Source organism: Paenibacillus sp. FSL K6-2862 (genome assembly GCF_038005125.1).
Classification (GTDB): domain Bacteria; phylum Bacillota; class Bacilli; order Paenibacillales; family Paenibacillaceae; genus Paenibacillus; species Paenibacillus illinoisensis_A.
Genome location: NZ_JBBOSN010000002.1, coordinates 140,672 through 156,563 on the forward strand (window position 1 = coordinate 140,672; position 15,892 = coordinate 156,563).

The window sequence follows — 15,892 nt, forward strand, 5'->3', positions numbered from 1 at the left end:
GTATGAAGTAGACTCATTATAGACGAACTTCCTTCTTGAAAATAACCGTTTATTTCAATTAATCATATTAAATGGATATACTTGTTTTGAAAAAATGATTAACGAATTTTCTTATCAATAGTAGTATTAATAGAGACCGGAGTGAGCGAATTGCGTAACCGATATGAACTCGAGGATTTGTATAGCCAACAAATCCGGGCTTTTCGAATTTATCTAAAACAATCCGGATATACAGCATCAACTCAGAAAGAGTATATGAGAGAAACCCTGATCTTTTTAAACTCTTTAAATGGATCGTTACCCCAAGATGCAGGGAAATTGCACATCATGGAATTTCTAAGTGACAAGCAGGGTTCTGCTGGTGATAAAACACGTAATAGATCTCTTTCTGCCATTCGAACATTCTATATGGCTCTGATTGATTTTGAATTAGCATCAAAAAATCCGGCTGCTGAAGTGAAAAAGTCTAAAACTGAAAAAAATAAGAAACCGATCTATCTGGAGGAAGAGGATCTATCTGAGAGCCTCAAATATATTGAGGGACGCTATAAAAACAGGAACATTGCGATATTTTTACTTATGGCCTATTGTGGATTGCGAGTAGGGGAAGTTCACAGGTTGAATGTAAAGGATCTGAAAAAAACTAGAGGAACGATTGAAGTGTTTGGGAAAGGTCGAAAGTGGAATGAGATACCTGTACCAGACGTATTACTGAATTATCTACTGGAGGTAGAAAAGGAGAGGATCTCCCCTTACAGACTTCAGGAAGAAGCGTTCTTTGTATCTCAGAAAGGACGCAGACTATCCATTAGACAGATACAGAAAATCGTCAATCTCACATTTGAAGCATTTAAGAAAGGCAATCCGAATGTTAGTGATATGAAACTTTCATGCCACAAATTAAGGCACTCTTTTGCTACCATGTTACTGAAAAATGATGTAGATATACGCGTTGTGAAGGAACTGATGGGGCATTCTTCGATTGAAACAACTATGATTTATACGCACGTTAATGATGAACAAAAGAAAAAAGCTATGGCAACCGTAAATGTTCCCTTGAACGCAATTGGTGAATACAACCCTTATGCTGGCCAGGTATAAATAGGTTGGTGCCTGCATGAAATTTGCTTTGAACGCTTTGATTTTTGGTATAATGGAAGTGTATATAGAATGGAGTTGCTGTTATGGAATTGCTTGATCCCAGAGTAGATTTTGTCTTCAAACGTATCTTTGGCAGTGAAAATAATAAAGATGTATTACTGGCATTTCTGAACCGAGTCCTTACTGAAGCGGGAGATCCACCACTTACAGAGATCATCCTCATGAATCCTTACACGGACAAAGATGACCCGCTCGATAAGCAATCCATCTTTGATGTTTATGCTAAAACCTCAGAGGGAAAACTGATTGATATTGAAATGCAGCTCTTTAATAAGTACGATATTGAGAAGAGAACGTTATTTTATTGGAGTAAACGCTATTCCAGTCAACTTCATGAGGGAGAGAAGTACCAGGAGTTGAAAAAATGCGTCACAATTAATATCCTGAACTATGCCTTTTTAGCCAATGATGATTACCATAGTACTTTTCATCTTAGAGAAGACCGGACAGGTTTAACCCTAATTGATGATATCGAGATTCATTTTCTGGAATTACCTAAGTTAGATGACGTTATTCCATCACAAGGTGGTCTTGAGAACTGGTTGTTGTTTCTGAAGGGTGTGGATACTACACATTGGGAGGTGCTGAAGATGAATGAACCAGGATTAGAGAAGGCTATGGATACCTTGCAATTTTTGAGCCAGGATTCCGAAGCCCGTCGCTTGTATGAAGCGCGTCAGAAATATTTGCATGATGAAGCATCAATGCTCGAAGGAGCTCGAAAAGCGGGTATCACTGAAGTGGCCAAAAATATGTTGGATTTGAATTTGGATATATCTACGATCGCAAAGGCAACTGGGCTCACTGAACAGGAGATCATTCAATTGAAAAGATAAACCCTTTTTGTATAAGTCGCTAAATTAGCGGCTTTTTGTTTTCTGAAGCGGAAAGATACATACATATACTAAGTCTTTTTAGACTACTAGTTAGATGATATTATAATTAGTGTTATAGGGGGTTATGATGCGTAAATATTTTTTTGTTTTGTGTTTAGTTTTTGTGTACGTTTCTTTGGTTATGGGGTGTAGTTTTCTGGGCGTAAATACCTCAGTAAAAGATGCCAAATTATCCGAATACTCTTCAAGTGAGTTGCAGGCATTATTGAAATCGGTAGCAGACCATGTTGATCACAATGTATCAGGGAAAAAACAAAGAATATATTACGAATCTGATATTGGAAAAATTGTTGTGCAGGCAGAACTAATGGACAGTGAAGTCAAAGAGCTTAACAAGCAGTTTGGAGAAGAGCTAATTAGTTTAAAACCTGTAGATGAGGAGTTTATCGGGTTAACGCCGTCACAAGACAATCCTTTTCTCCAGTAAATACATGGTTTAGAAAAATGGTTATTGCGGGATTTCGCTGAGGGGGAACGATAGCCCAACGACTTTTTAAAGAAGACTAGCATGCGCTGTTCGGATCGTAATGTGTGGATAGAAGCTGAAATTTGGTCTGTAGGCTCATGGGACATTAATGATGCAAATACGGATGTTATTGTAGTGTTTCTGGATCTCTCAAAATGGGGTGCTAGCTTTTTCACTTACCAAAATATACAAACGTTAAAGCAGAAAAATATACAAACTGGTGAGTGCATGAACGGTGCATATTTCTGGTCTAGCGACATGGTGTTAATTGACTTCATAAGCCGGGGAAGAATTGAAGAATTTGTGGACCATTTGATAGAACGATTTTCAATCGATCTTTAATCGGTACCCTGATGTAGATCTGGGAGAAGAGAATAACTATCCTGTGGGATTTTTTAAAGAATCATTGAACTAGCGAGAAACGATAGCGTAATAGAACTAAGAAAGCAGCTGATACCTCTGATCGGCTGATTTTATTCAACTAACGGGCGGGTTAGCTAAATGCCATATTGTAAATACAGATGTAACTTTTGTTGACTGTTAGGCGTTGTTAATAACGAGAAACATTTTATAGGTTTTACAATAACTAATTAAGGGATACGAGAGGGATTAAACTGTGAATATAAAGGGTCTTTTTTTTGCTTTTTTATCATTAACTTTAATAATAGCGACCGTAACTGCCTGTGATTCATCAAGTCCAGCTCAAGAGAATACGTCTAATCCAAAGTCTGGTGAACTACCAAGCAAGTCGGCAAGTACAACCCTTACTAATTCTTTAAGCGAAGAAGAGAATAAACCCACCCACTACATTGCTTCTGGAGGAGCCACTGTACAGCAACCTTTTTCAGTAGATCCGGAATTTGTACATATAAGACTTTTAATGAAGAACAATAGTAGCCATGAAGTCAATGTTAGTTTAACGCACTTAGATACCAATAATCTGTATTTCGCTAGAACAATTGCTGCCGGGGAATCCCTTGATTGGATCAATTTTAATGAAGGTTTCGAACAAGGCATGCTTAATGGAGGTTATGTACTCCAATGGAGTGGTGGTGGTTATAGTGTTGATGGAGAAGTATGGGGATCAGCTGGTTCAGAACCGGAATTTGCTCATCTATTTTATTGACCTAACGGGAAACGATTAGATCAACAAACCTGACAGTTCAGAACTTTATTTTCACGTTCTGGACTGTCATTTTCATTTTCATATTCATGGGATGAAAGATTTGAAATCGCTAGACAATCTTCTCCCTAAGCTCCAATGAAATGATATGATGTTTTGAAGAATTCCCCTCATCTATAGTCACACGAAAATTAAAAATTTTTGTCCAGGCTGTAACGAAATTCGGCCTCCGTAGTCATATAGTCGTAAGGACGTGAGAATGTGACCACCGATTTTGAGCAAATGTACGCTGAATACTTCCAGCCCGTATACACCTTTGTGTTATCGCTCAGCCAAGATGCCGCCGTCGCCGAGGAGATTACGCAGGATACCTTCTTCAAAGCAATGAAGAAAATCGATTCATTCCGAGGTGAGTGCAAAATGAGCGTCTGGCTCTGCCAAATCGCCAAAAACAGTTACTTTTCCTATTTGGACAAGCAGAAGAGGCAGGCGCCTACAAACGATTTAGACTATTCAATGCATTTCGGCGAAACGTTCGAAGCAACGCTTGCGGATAAGGAACAGGCGTTCCGAATCCATCAGGCTTTGCACCGGCTCGGCGAACCATACAAGGAAGTGTTCACCTTACGGGTGTTTGGGGAGTTACCGTTCTCTCAAATCAGTCTGCTGTTCGGGAAAACCGAGAGCTGGGCAAGAGTGACCTTCCATCGCGCCAAACAGCAATTAATCGGCAAGCTTGAGGAGGAACAAACATGAGCACCGCCAAATGCGAAATCATTAAGGATTTATTGCCGCTCTACGTGGACGAGGTGTGCAGCAAGGCAAGCCGACAATTCATAGAGGAGCATCTCGCGGCATGCGATAGCTGCCGGCGGGCGCTGGCGAACATCGAAGTCGTGCTGCCGTTGCCCCCGTCGATGCTGGAGGCGAACCGTCTCGAAGGGGCGGCTCTGCAGTCTCTATCCGCGTTCTGGAGCCGTGCGAAGCTGAGAGCGTTTCTGAAAGGGGCTGTTATTGCTGTTTCCTTCTGCGCTGTCCTGCTGCTTGGGTACATTGGTTTGTTCCAATGGAACATCAGACCTGTCCCTTCCGACGTTATCCAAATCTCAGACGTGTCCAGGCTGTCGGACGGCCGGATCGTCTACCACGTGAAGATTACGGACGGGTATGATCTGAACCGAACCAAGTTCGAAACAGACGAATCCGGAAGATTTTACGTCAACCCGGTACGTCCCATTTTGAAGAAGAAACCGATTACCGAAGTGGGACTGTTCAATATGTACTACACGTTCGGCGAAGTGGAAAACAATGCTTACCAAGCGAACCAAGGTAACGGCAAAGCCATCGAGGCGCTGTACTTCGGAAGCGAAAAGGACCCCGTACTCGTGTGGAAAAAAGGAATGGAACTGCCGCCTGCGAGCGCGGAAGTCGAAGCTCATTTCGCACAGGACACCTATTGAACTAACGGGAAACTTTAGTTGAAGAAAAACAAAATTGGTCCACACATCTTAGACATATCTAAGATGTGTGGACCTTTTAATTTCAACTGTTTAACTTACCTAACCTAAATATAACACTGATTATATCCATATATGCACGATGCTGATATGTACGGTATGGTAGGTGAGTAAGACTAAATAAGAGCAATTTCTGTTGGGCCTGACGCCTTGCATCTCCCGCGTTCGAAAGGGTCGTAGCTGGTGTCTGTGAGAGCCTGGCGACCGCTGGGGCATCACCGGTAGCCGAAAGTACCGGCAACAACGTGGCGCCGGCTCGCGTGGGAGAACGTTGGTCTGTGCGCGCTTGGAGTCATGGCCGTCGTAATGGCGCTTATATAGGAAACAAAAAAAGCCCTGGGCATTGGTAGGTAGCGTCCTGGGGCTTTTACTATTCATGTTTGAGGCGATCCCCCGGAGAGAGGACCGCCGCCGGTTACAGCGCTCACGTAAGCGAAACGGAGGACGGTAATGTCCATGCGCTGACCGGCGTTAAGAATCATACCACGTATGCCCGGCCATGTAAACAAGTAAGGTTACGTTTAACTCTTTGTCTTATCCGATACATTGTTGTGGTTGCAGCTTTTGTTTCGTCTTTTTTCGCTCGTTAGCAGTGGCTGCAGATTGAACGATTCCCATTAGCAGATTGATAACCAACATGCCCACGATGGCTTGGCCATGGGTTTAGCAAAGAACGATAAAAATATTATTTTTCACAAAATACGATAGTTTTCTCGCCGGATATATACCTTTAGACCTATAAATTTGTATTCCATATTACCTAATTATGTTATAATTCAAACGGTAGAAATTTACTAAGGAGGACAAAGTGGGAAGAATCATTCTATATGTTGTACTTGCAGTACTCGTCATTGCGGTCATTATTAAGTTTTTCTATCTTCTTGTAGCTGCTGTTTTAGGATACTGGGCATATAAGCAATATAGGAAAAATAAAGAGACGGGTAGAAGACAAACGTTCACCTATGTCATCAGCGCATTTGCAGGTTTATTTCTCATTTTCTTTTTAGTTTCTTTTTCGTCTGAGCCTGCTAATTCACCAGAGCAGGTAGCTGTGGTTGAAACTAAAGAAGAATTGAAGACTCAAACTGTGACAACAAGTGAAGCTGCTGAAGTTGTTGCTACATCGAAGAAATCAGAATCCGCTGATACAACTACTAAAGAAACCCAAGAGCAAAACAATAGGCTTCCGGCTACTTTGGTTGAAGTAACGGATGGAGACACCTTGAAAGTCAAGGTAAATGGTAAAGAGGAGAAGGTTCGTTTACTTCTTATTGATACACCAGAAACCGTCCATCCTGAGAAGGAGGAACAACCGTTTGGTAAAGATGCATCTAACTTTGTTAAGAAGCAGGTGGCAAAAGGGAATATCTCACTTGAATTAGATGTTTCTGAACGAGATAAGTACGGAAGATTGCTAGCCTATGTATGGATTGGCGATAAAATGTTGAATGAGCAGTTACTTGAATATGGATTAGCTCGTATTGCTTACATATACCCACCGAATACGAAATATGTAGATCAATTTGAAGAAATCCAGAAGCACGCACGTAAAGAAGCAAAAGGAATATGGAGTATTGAGAATTATGTGCAGGACAATGGTTTTGTTGAACCTAAACCAGAAACTACAGAACCAGTCGTTGTTACTAAAACCCCGCGTGTGGAAGAGAAAGTTGAAGTTAAAGTAAAGGAAGAACCAGTGGTAGCAAACGTGTATTACAAAAACTGTGATGCAGTTAGAGCTGCTGGTGCAGATCCGATTTATAAAGGGGAACCCGGATACAGTCGTAAACTAGATCGAGATGGTGATGGTATCGGCTGTGAAAGGTAAAGGGAGTTCTCTCTGATTGAATGCTTTTTTCTACATTGGAGAGGTGTAGAGGATATCTTTGTTGGACTACTTACAAGTAATTTAAATTTTTGAAGGGTCGTGTAGTTTTGAAAGGGATGTTTAAGAAGAAAAGTTTAGCTTTACCTATAATGATTGGCCTGATGACAGTTGTTTTGTCAGCCTGCGGTAAGCCCATAACTGAAGAGCTGTATTCGGAGACTGTCTCACAAGATGTGAAAGAGAGCACTCAACTTACACAGGAGGAGAAAGATTATTACAGCAAAGCGGTTGAGTATGCAAACAGTGAAAGTACAGATCTATCCGCTAAAACAGTAAGTCAAATCATCTCTGGTGAAAAAGAAAGACAGCTGAAAATTGAGGAAGAAGAGAAGAAAAGGCAGGAAGAGATTAAACGAAAACAGGAAGAAGCAGAGAAGGAAAAACAAGCACAGTTAAAGCTTTTGGATGAGTCAATAAAAGTTGGTTTGATTAAGAAAAACGTAACGTATAAAGACACGGATAAATGGATTTTCAGCGACATTATCAATATGACACTTGACCTGAGCAATAACTCTGACATGGCTGTAAAGGGGTTTCAAGGGATCATTACGTTCAAAGACATGTTTGGTAATGAGATAAAATCACTTAACGTAAAGTACGATAATGTAATCAAAGCTGGGGATTCAACTTCCTATGATGGTAGCGTTGAAGTGAATCAATTTATGGACGAAGATATTGAGCTTAGGGATACCCCGCTGGAAAAGATCACAGTAGAATTCAAAATGGATCAAATCATTTTTGATGACGGTACTACTGTAAAACGCAGTGAGGTTGAGTAATAATCTCACTAGACTATGTGCCCTTGGTAAAAGTGGTTTAATGAGAAAGAGAACTCATCACTTTGTACCAGGGGTTCTTCGTAAACTTGATCCCTTGATTTTTTATTCCAAACCAAAGCATATTGCTTTGGTTTTTTGTTTGAATTTTGCTTAAGTTCTTACGCTGTAAGTGCGTAAATTTGGTAAATGTAGCAGGCGGTCACCTCTAACTCGGATAAACTGAGAAATTGTTCTGTTTGTAAAATAATGTTTACTTAATATAAAATTTATCATTTGATGAAACATTATGGCATTATGATGCGTTTAAATTATAGGAACAACTCCTAAGACTCTGAATGAAAGGAGGTTGTACATTGAAGCATATACCCCTCATGCTTATGATTTGCCTTGTCCTGTTTGGTTGTTCCGATTCCTCAATGGATAACGATGCTGCAAATACACCCGATCAAATTCAAAAAGAAGGTGATCAGATTATAGCAAGTAAACAAACTGGGGAGTTTGAAATTAGATTAATCATCGAGAAATCAAACAATGATACTTTCACTTTTCAACCAGGATTGAAGTATATAGGTAAAGAACTCGAAAATGAGATTCTGCATTCCAAGAAAATTCTTGATGTAGATTTGCAAATTGAGGGGGAGAGTATTCTTCCTCCTAGGACTACCACAGCTGAAGGATTGACCACGAAATTAGTGAAAGACCAATGGTATTCTGAAAATTATGAAATTACACTCAATTCAAACCAACTTAAGCAAATATCGAGTTCAAATGTAAATGTCGTCCTTAACGCCGTATTTGAATCGGCTCAATCGAGTTTTGATGATGAGAAAAGAATGATAATCAGTGCAGAAGAAGTCCTGTGGCAGGGACAGCTTATAAATACAAATTATTAAGAGAAATCAATGAGACTATCACGTATGACTCAAAATACTTAATTTATGAGCCAAAGCATATTAGCATTGGTTTTTTTGTTTTATTCTCTCTGAGGCAATATCAACACCTCAATTAAACCCCCAAGCAATTAATTGACCGAAGGGTCCTGGAAGAGTAGACGTTGCCAAGCAAAAATCCTTCGGGGTCTTTTTTTGCCCACTCGTAGAGAAATAGTATGGATGATAGTATCGGTTTGAATTCTGCGTAGGGACCAAGTTGGGCCCGTTGGTCAAGGGGTTAAGACACCTCCCTTTCACGGAGGTAACAGGGGTTCGAATCCCCTACGGGTCATAGATATGGAGGCTTACTTCGTAAAGCTTTAATGCAGCTACTTTATGTATCTCGAGCATCTCATGCAATGCATTTTTTTTGATTTCATTCCGATTGTTCTCCCATGTATCTATCCATATTTAAGGCTTTAAGATGATTTCAATACAATCGTCTGTTTTTGTATCAAACACTTTATAGACCGCTTCGCATTCGCTGAGCGGAATGATGTGCGTAACAATGTCGCCAGAGTCCACTTTGCCAGACGTAACATACTCGTATATATACGGCATGTAGTGAATAACCGGAGCTTGTCCGGAACGGGATATTCAAGTTTCGCTGCATGATGTCACCGAGCGGGAAACGTTATCTCAAACCATCGTTACCCCAGTGACTTGGATCGTGCCGCCTTGTAGTTTCAAATCGCTGGCTAAAAATTCTAGATCCCTCATCTTGACGTCCATTCCTACATCATTCACAACATCGGCGTCGCCTTTGGTCAATTCCTTGAGATTATTGCCAATGTTCTTATCTTGCTCGAAGTTTACGATTTCGACTTTGTTCGTTCTCTTCGAATGCTGCACCCCGTAGGGGAATTCTTTAGAAAGTGTTTAGCAAGGCTATTGACAATTTTGTGTTCGCAAAGAATTGATGAGATGTGACATTGTTCAAAAATAAAAGAAATAGTAGGTTCGGAATCCTGACATACATGATGTCAGAATTCCAATGATATGCTATCAAACAGATGGTCCGATAAATCGTGAAAGGGGAGGAGTAAAAGATGAAACTGGATCGTATGCTGGGGATTACGATGGAACTTCTAGCAAAAAGAAGAGTGACGGCAACAGAATTAGCAGCAAGATTCGAGGTTTCCATTCGCACGATTTATCGTGATGTGGATCTGATCAATCAAGCGGGCATACCCGTTGCTTCGTTTACGGGTACTGACGGTGGTTTTGAACTAATGAACGGTTTCTTCTTAACGAAACAGCACTTCTCTGTTGATGATTTTTCGGTCATCTATAATCTTCTTAAGGGCATGAAAGGAGCTATGGGGGGCCAATCCGTCTTATTAATGCAGAAGCTTTCTAGTCTGCAGCCTGCTCTGTTGAATGGGGAATATCACGATAAGATCGTATTTGATATGAGTACATCGGAACGTGAGAAGGAGATTGTTCAACCGCTTCTTCATGCGATCAATCAGAACCGAGTCATTGCATTTTCTTATACAAGTGCAACAGGCACCTTATCTCAAAGAAAGGTGGAGCCAATCAAGTTGTATTGGGAGCGCGGGGCATGGTATTTGGATGGGTATTGCCTATCGCATCAAGCGAAACGCTTCTTCCGGCTGTCTAGGATCAACAAGCTTGAAGTGCTAGACGACCATTTTCAACTTAGAGTCTTATCCTCTATTCCCGCTGAAGAAGAGGCTCAAGGCATACATGCCCATCTTCGTTTTGATTTAACTGCCCAGCCTCGAGTGTTCGAGCAATTTCAGGGGGAGTGTACACATCATGGGGATTGTATTGATGTACACACGGTGTTTTACTCACAAGAATATGCGATATCCATTATTCTAAGCTACAGTTCAAAGGTGACTATCATTTCGCCTGACGAGTTGAAGCAAGATTTAATGGAAAAAATCAACGAAATCCAAAAGCTCTATACGCAACGCAAATAGGAGGAATTAGCAAATGACAATATTAGTAACAGGTGCCACAGGAACGGTAGGAAGACATGTTGTGGCTCAACTTGTGCAAAAAGGGGAACAGGTGAGAGCAGTGTCGCGTAATCCGGCAAAAGCGAATTTACCGGAGGGTGTTAAGGTCGTGGCGGGAGATCTTAATGAACCAGATACGCTGCAAACCGCATTGGAAGGCGTTAGAGGGCTGTTCTTGATCATCTCCAGTGATGAGGTTAATGCGACGCTTCGAACTCAGCCCAAAGTGATCGAATTGGCAAAGCAATCCGGTGTACAACGGGTCACCGTATTGGTCAGTTATGAAGAGGGGCCTGTAGAGGAAGCACTTAAAAATAGTGGAATGGAATGGACACTCGTAAAGCCAGGAGAATTCATGGCCAATATACTAGTGGACTGGCGGGATTCGATTCGTTCGGAGGGGGTTGTTCGGGAGGCTTTCGGGGATGCGCCGAGTGCGAGAGTTCACGAGGGTGATATTGCTGCCGTCGCCGTTGCAGCACTCACAGAGAATGGTCATCACGGACAAAGCTATATTCTTACTGGTCCCGAGTCTCTTTCGCGCAGAGAAGCGATCCAGATAATTAGTGAAGGAATCGGCAAGGATGTTCAATTGGATGAACTGACGGAGGAGCAAGCGAGACAAAACTGGAGAAATCAGGGCTATGAAGAAGGAGATATCGACTTTTTTGTTCTTATGGGCAAAAATCCACCCGAGATCGGACATACGGTCGTCTCCACTGTGGAACAAGTTACAGGACGGCCTGCCAGAACACTCGCGGAATGGGTGTTTGAACATAAAAATGAGTTTTTATGAACAAAAATTGAATACAAGGTGCCTTGGTTCTTACCAGGGCATTCTTTTATCAAGAGGATAAGGGGATGTCAGAAATGTCCTATGCGATTGAAATCAATGGCCTCCGAAAAGCGTTTAACGATCAAGAGGTGGTCAAAGGTATTGATTTGAAAGTCAAAAAAGGAGAACTGTTTGCCCTGCTTGGTCCTAACGGCGCCGGAAAAACAACTACGATAGATATGTTGTCGACACTTCTTAAGCCAGATGGGGGAACTGCGCTTGTAGCTGGTTATGATGTGGTGAAGCACGCCAAAGAAGTGAGAAAGAAAATAAGTCTTACTGGTCAGTTCGCTGCCCTTGATGAAGGGTTATCTGGGCTTCAAAATTTAATTCTTATTGCTAGGCTTTATGGCTTTTCTCCGAAAGAAGCACGTTCTATAGCGGAACAACTGATTCAATCGTTCGCCCTAACGGATGCCAAGGATCGTATGGTTCAGAACTATTCCGGAGGCATGCGCAGACGCTTAGATATTGCTGCCAGCATTGTTACCCAGCCGGAAATTATCTTTCTGGATGAACCGACAACCGGTTTAGACCCTCAAAGTCGCATAGGGGTGTGGGAAGTAGTTCGAACGTTATTGAAGCAGGGAACGACAGTGTTGTTGACGACCCAATACCTAGAAGAAGCCGATCAGTTAGCAGACAGAATCGCTGTCATCGATAACGGGAGCATTGTTTCTGAAGGGACACCTAATCAATTGAAGGCATCCATTGGGGGCAGAACGTTAGCGATTCGATTGGCAGAACGGACAGAAGAAGCAACCATCATCCGCTTGTTAGCAGATCATCATCATTTGACTGGATTTCAAGGCAAAGACCCGCTTGAATATAATATACCCGTGCAAGAAGCCATCCTCGCGAGCCAAGTCATACATACACTCGCGAGCAATAAAGTTCCAATAGACTCCTTTTCGCTAAGTGAACCAAGCTTGGATGAAGTATTCTTGGCTCTAACTGCCTCTAAACAGAAGAAGGAGATCGTCCAATGAATAGTAGTCCTAACCTAAATGAATCAATGTTGTTACGAAGGTCCGCACCACGCAGTCCAAATTCCTTAACATCAACTACAATCTTCATGTGGAGAACATGGCAAAATACGAAAAACAATCTCTTTGGATTTGCTATGGATGCCATTTTAACTCCTATCATGATGCTACTTCTTTTTAATTTTTTGTTCGGCGGTGCCATTGCGGGTTCCACTGAGGCATACATCCAATTTCTGCTGCCGGGTATTCTCGTTCTTACAGTTGTTCCTATGACCGTCTATAGTGGAACAACCTTATGCCAGGACATCTCGAAAGGGGTGTACAACCGTTTTCGAACGATGCCTTTTTGGCAACCGGGCTCTGTTCTCGGGCCATTAATATCAGATGGACTAAGATATACGATAGCCTTGCTAGTAGCTTGTGGAACAGGGTTGCTACTCGGCTTCCGTCCGGAGGACGGGATCAAGGGCACGCTTTTAGCAATCTTGTTTATCATTTTTTTCTCATTTAGCGTGAGTTGGATTTTTTCAATGATTGGGACCTTAGCCAAACGCCCTGAGACAGTATCAGGATCAAGCATGATGTTAGTTTATCCTCTCCTGTTTGCGAGCAATATTCTGGTAGATTCATCAACGATGCCCAAATGGATTGGATTCATCGTGGATATCAATCCAATAAGCATTGCGGTTACGACGGTTCGAGGGCTCATGAATGGTACGGCAAGCACAACGGACATTGCTGCAGGGCTGGGTGTTTGCCTGCTGTTGATCGTCATGTTTGCTCCAATAACGTTGTATTTATATTTGAATAAAAATAATCGCTAGGAGGTACAAGAGCAATGGCTAAACAACCATTCGGAGCATCGGTGTAGTCGAACGACGAGCGCGAATGGCACTTCGCCACCGTTTAGCGCCTGCTTTTGGTCGGCGGATGTTCTTGAAGAGGCGAAGAGCATGGTGTGTCTCCACGGGACGTACCAGACGACCTTGGAAGATATGGATCGTACTCTCTACGTGGATTGCTCCCTCATTAAGCACTTAGCGATGCGACGAACCCTGTTCGTTTTCCCTCGAGAACTGCTTCGCTTCGCCCAGTTTAGGGCGAGCATGCACGTTGCTAATGCCGGGCGACGCCGCTTGTTCCGTGAGGTAAAACAGGCCGGCCTCCATCAGCATGGCGAAAGCTGGCTCCGTAAAATAGGCGAGCAGACGCTTTAGCTGCTCGCGGACGGGTGCGAGGGAAATCCTTCCGAATTGCGAGAGAAGATACCCCTGAAGCAGGAGCCATCGTTTGCGCATCAAACGATGGCTCCTGGCTGGGTGAAGACATCAAAACAACTTGTAACGAAGTCGATGATGAAGCACGACTGGTAGAAATGTGACTGCGGATGAAAAGTATGATTTTTCTTGCCAGAAAGTCTATTTGGGGAATTGAACCTTGGGCGATTACAGGAAGTTGATTCAACTCACGGGTAATAATAATTGAACCAAAACAGGGAGCATACCACCTCGGCCTTGCTCTCTTGTTCGTCGAAGTAATGAGCGGTTTAGTTGATAGAGAGGGTTGATCATAGCCTACGGTAGAAAGATAATAATTGTACAATTTGTATGGGAGACAGAAAAAATAGCGAAGCCTATGTCGATCGGCTCACTTTCCCAATATTTAACTCATAATGATAAGCGTAGGATATGTTAATATCATCTATAGAATAACAATTGGAAGGAAAATTCAATGAAAACTAAAAAGATAATTTTTAACATCTCACTAATACTTTGGTTAATATCGACTGTTTACTTTCTATACAGATACTCGATTGGAATGGGGTACTGGAAAAACCCTCTACTGGTCTCTGTTTTATTCTACATAGTCGCTATCATTATTAATAAAGGATTTAACAAGATAATTACTGTTATTTCCTTAATTTATATTGGTTTTGGAGTTTGGTTCATTATAGACTTATTGTTTTCTATAGGTAATGTTCTGTCGGTAGATTAGAGAAATGATCTTCAATGACTTTATGTAGATAAGAGGCTTTCATTAAAGTAGTTAAACGAAAATCAAACATCATGGAGCAGATTGCAATTCGCAGTCGCTCCTTTTTTGTAAGCTCACAGAAGAACTGACATGATATATTAATAATAAAATTTATACGCCGTATAATTTTACGATTATATTTCGTCTTAAATATCGAAAAGAAGTTTTAGGAGGGAAGTAATGAGTATGAATGACGATTTAGTATTAATTAGTAAGCAAATTCAACAGAATAATGATGCCTTTAACAAGGTAATTCAACCTTATCGAAGTACGCTCTGGAATTATTGTTTGAAACTAACGGGTTCACCTTGGGATGCTGAGGATCTACTACAGGAAACATTGTTGAAATCCTTCTCCTCTCTTAGCAGGGTAGAACAAGCGTTAAATCCCAAAAGTTATATATTTCGAATTGCAACTAATACCTGGATGGATAGCTTTAGAAAGAAAAAATTGGAGACAGAGGACCTTGAACTGGAGAACTCATATGCAGAGAAGTCTGTGACTTATAGCGACATATACGAAGCAGTAGAGACAATGGTACAAGTACTTCCGCCTAAACAAATCGCTGCCCTTCTATTAGTTGATATTTATAACTTTACTGCAAAAGAGGTAGCTGAAATTATAGCTTCTACCGAGGGAGCTGTATATTCTTTGCTGCAAAGAGCTAGAAACAACATGAAGAAATTGCATAGCCAACATACTAAGCAAGAGTTGAAGTATATTCCATTGTCTGAGGAGAAGGAGCAGATAATAAAAATATATATGGACTCTTTTGTTAACGGAGACTTTCAAACTATTGGAACATTGTTAGCGGAATATGCAACAAATGAGGTAGTTGGCAAGGGGTTGGATATTGGAAAAGATCAAATTCGTAAAAACTCAATGGGGGACTGGGCAAGCGATGGCTCGAAACTGAAATTATTCTCCAGCATTATTGAACTTTGGGGAAGGCCAGCCATCCTTTTTACTAAAGAAACGGAGAATGGTTCTGTCTTGTGGGATATAACTACAGTTGAAATTAAGGATAACCGCATTGTTAAACATAAAAGTTATTATTTCTGTAAAGATCTTCTTTCAGAGGCAGCCAACAAGCTCCAAATTAAATTGGATGAAGAGAAAGATATGTACGGATACTACTGGTAGATAGGTTTAACACTATTAATGAGAAACTTCACTAAATCCTAAACGATTAAAAGAATGGAAACGATAACTCAGTTGAACTTAGAAAGCAGCTGACCAATGTGGTCGACTGCTTTGTTCAATTAAGTATCAGTATGACCAGCCATG

The 15,892-nt window shown here is 41.4% G+C and carries 17 protein-coding genes, 1 tRNA gene and 1 pseudogene; 16 read left to right on the plus strand and 3 right to left on the minus strand.

Annotated features, from left to right (window positions below):
- The first annotated feature begins 141 nt into the window (after positions 1–141).
- The 11 genes from MHB82_RS30510 to MHB82_RS30560 all read left to right on the plus strand — a co-directional run bounded on the left by MHB82_RS30510 (position 142) and on the right by MHB82_RS30560 (position 9,054).
- Positions 142–1,101 (plus strand): tyrosine-type recombinase/integrase, encoded by a 960-nt coding sequence (locus MHB82_RS30510; protein WP_341176849.1) that lies wholly within the window; start codon positions 142–144, stop codon positions 1,099–1,101.
- Between the two features lie 83 nt (positions 1,102–1,184).
- Entirely contained in the window at positions 1,185–1,997 is an 813-nt protein-coding gene (locus tag MHB82_RS30515; protein ID WP_183524423.1) for an Rpn family recombination-promoting nuclease/putative transposase, read from the plus strand.
- Between the two features lie 127 nt (positions 1,998–2,124).
- Positions 2,125–2,484 carry a hypothetical protein gene (locus MHB82_RS30520; protein ID WP_341176850.1) on the plus strand — a complete coding sequence of 120 codons (360 nt, stop codon included), beginning with the start codon at positions 2,125–2,127 and terminating at the stop codon, positions 2,482–2,484.
- 81 nt (positions 2,485–2,565) lie between these two features.
- On the plus strand, positions 2,566–2,865 hold the full coding sequence (locus MHB82_RS30525; RefSeq protein ID WP_341176851.1) for a hypothetical protein: 300 nt from the start codon (positions 2,566–2,568) through the stop codon (positions 2,863–2,865).
- A gap of 274 nt (positions 2,866–3,139) precedes the next feature.
- A complete protein-coding gene (locus tag MHB82_RS30530) occupies positions 3,140–3,649 on the plus strand; it encodes a pilus assembly protein (protein ID WP_341176852.1) in 510 nt (169 codons plus the stop codon).
- A gap of 258 nt (positions 3,650–3,907) precedes the next feature.
- Complete coding sequence (locus MHB82_RS30535; RefSeq protein WP_341176853.1) at positions 3,908–4,402, plus strand: RNA polymerase sigma factor; 495 nt, start codon at positions 3,908–3,910, stop codon at positions 4,400–4,402.
- A complete protein-coding gene (locus MHB82_RS30540) occupies positions 4,399–5,106 on the plus strand; it encodes a zf-HC2 domain-containing protein (RefSeq protein ID WP_341176854.1) in 708 nt (235 codons plus the stop codon). Before MHB82_RS30535 ends, MHB82_RS30540 begins: the two co-directional genes overlap by 4 nt.
- A gap of 865 nt (positions 5,107–5,971) precedes the next feature.
- A complete protein-coding gene (locus MHB82_RS30545) occupies positions 5,972–6,991 on the plus strand; it encodes a thermonuclease family protein (RefSeq protein ID WP_341176855.1) in 1,020 nt (339 codons plus the stop codon).
- 89 nt (positions 6,992–7,080) lie between these two features.
- Positions 7,081–7,830: a hypothetical protein gene (locus MHB82_RS30550; protein ID WP_341176856.1), complete on the plus strand. Its 750-nt coding sequence runs from the start codon at positions 7,081–7,083 to the stop codon at positions 7,828–7,830.
- A gap of 353 nt (positions 7,831–8,183) precedes the next feature.
- Positions 8,184–8,723, plus strand: coding sequence for a hypothetical protein (locus MHB82_RS30555; RefSeq protein ID WP_341176857.1), 540 nt, complete (start codon positions 8,184–8,186; stop codon positions 8,721–8,723).
- Positions 8,724–8,982: 259 nt separating this feature from the next.
- Positions 8,983–9,054 (plus strand) — tRNA-Glu (locus tag MHB82_RS30560).
- 119 nt (positions 9,055–9,173) lie between these two features.
- On the opposite strand, the pseudogene MHB82_RS30565 reads toward MHB82_RS30560, so the two are convergent.
- Positions 9,174–9,620 (minus strand): annotated as a pseudogene (locus MHB82_RS30565) (glutathione-dependent formaldehyde dehydrogenase); the annotation flags it as partial.
- A gap of 191 nt (positions 9,621–9,811) precedes the next feature.
- Here MHB82_RS30565 and MHB82_RS30570 point away from each other — a divergent pair.
- The 4 genes from MHB82_RS30570 to MHB82_RS30585 all read left to right on the plus strand — a co-directional run bounded on the left by MHB82_RS30570 (position 9,812) and on the right by MHB82_RS30585 (position 13,395).
- Positions 9,812–10,711, plus strand: a complete 900-nt coding sequence (locus tag MHB82_RS30570; protein WP_341176858.1) for a helix-turn-helix transcriptional regulator — start codon at positions 9,812–9,814, stop codon at positions 10,709–10,711.
- A 13-nt stretch (positions 10,712–10,724) separates the two neighbouring features.
- Positions 10,725–11,546, plus strand: coding sequence for an NAD(P)H-binding protein (locus tag MHB82_RS30575; protein WP_341176859.1), 822 nt, complete (start codon positions 10,725–10,727; stop codon positions 11,544–11,546).
- 74 nt (positions 11,547–11,620) lie between these two features.
- The gene (locus MHB82_RS30580; RefSeq protein ID WP_341177131.1) at positions 11,621–12,574 is read left to right on the plus strand and encodes an ATP-binding cassette domain-containing protein; all 954 of its coding nucleotides are present in this window, start codon (positions 11,621–11,623) and stop codon (positions 12,572–12,574) included.
- On the plus strand, positions 12,571–13,395 hold the full coding sequence (locus MHB82_RS30585; protein ID WP_341176860.1) for an ABC transporter permease: 825 nt from the start codon (positions 12,571–12,573) through the stop codon (positions 13,393–13,395). The genes MHB82_RS30580 and MHB82_RS30585 overlap by 4 nt, the downstream gene beginning before the upstream one ends.
- A gap of 18 nt (positions 13,396–13,413) precedes the next feature.
- Here MHB82_RS30585 and MHB82_RS30590 read toward each other — a convergent pair whose 3' ends face one another.
- Both MHB82_RS30590 and MHB82_RS30595 read right to left on the minus strand, forming a co-directional pair.
- Positions 13,414–13,608, minus strand: coding sequence for a hypothetical protein (locus tag MHB82_RS30590; RefSeq protein WP_341176861.1), 195 nt, complete (start codon positions 13,606–13,608; stop codon positions 13,414–13,416).
- Positions 13,609–13,869, minus strand: coding sequence for a hypothetical protein (locus tag MHB82_RS30595; RefSeq protein WP_341176862.1), 261 nt, complete (start codon positions 13,867–13,869; stop codon positions 13,609–13,611).
- 916 nt (positions 13,870–14,785) lie between these two features.
- On the opposite strand from MHB82_RS30595, the gene MHB82_RS30600 reads away from it, so the two are divergent.
- Positions 14,786–15,748 (plus strand): RNA polymerase sigma factor, encoded by a 963-nt coding sequence (locus tag MHB82_RS30600; protein ID WP_341176863.1) that lies wholly within the window; start codon positions 14,786–14,788, stop codon positions 15,746–15,748.
- Positions 15,749–15,892 lie beyond the last annotated feature (144 nt).

Bases quoted from the DNA above. Each gene is read 5' to 3' on its own strand.
- MHB82_RS30515 (WP_183524423.1), top strand. From the start codon at position 1,185: ATGGAATTGCTTGATCCCAGAGTAGATTTTGTCTTCAAACGTATCTTT.
- MHB82_RS30520 (WP_341176850.1), top strand. From the start codon at position 2,125: ATGCGTAAATATTTTTTTGTTTTGTGTTTAGTTTTTGTGTACGTTTCT.
- MHB82_RS30525 (WP_341176851.1), top strand. From the start codon at position 2,566: ATGCGCTGTTCGGATCGTAATGTGTGGATAGAAGCTGAAATTTGGTCT.
- MHB82_RS30540 (WP_341176854.1), top strand. From the start codon at position 4,399: ATGAGCACCGCCAAATGCGAAATCATTAAGGATTTATTGCCGCTCTAC.
- MHB82_RS30570 (WP_341176858.1), top strand. From the start codon at position 9,812: ATGAAACTGGATCGTATGCTGGGGATTACGATGGAACTTCTAGCAAAA.
- MHB82_RS30575 (WP_341176859.1), top strand. From the start codon at position 10,725: ATGACAATATTAGTAACAGGTGCCACAGGAACGGTAGGAAGACATGTT.
- MHB82_RS30580 (WP_341177131.1), top strand. From the start codon at position 11,621: ATGTCCTATGCGATTGAAATCAATGGCCTCCGAAAAGCGTTTAACGAT.
- MHB82_RS30585 (WP_341176860.1), top strand. From the start codon at position 12,571: ATGAATAGTAGTCCTAACCTAAATGAATCAATGTTGTTACGAAGGTCC.
- MHB82_RS30595 (WP_341176862.1), bottom strand. From the start codon at position 13,869: ATGCGCAAACGATGGCTCCTGCTTCAGGGGTATCTTCTCTCGCAATTC.
- MHB82_RS30600 (WP_341176863.1), top strand. From the start codon at position 14,786: ATGAGTATGAATGACGATTTAGTATTAATTAGTAAGCAAATTCAACAG.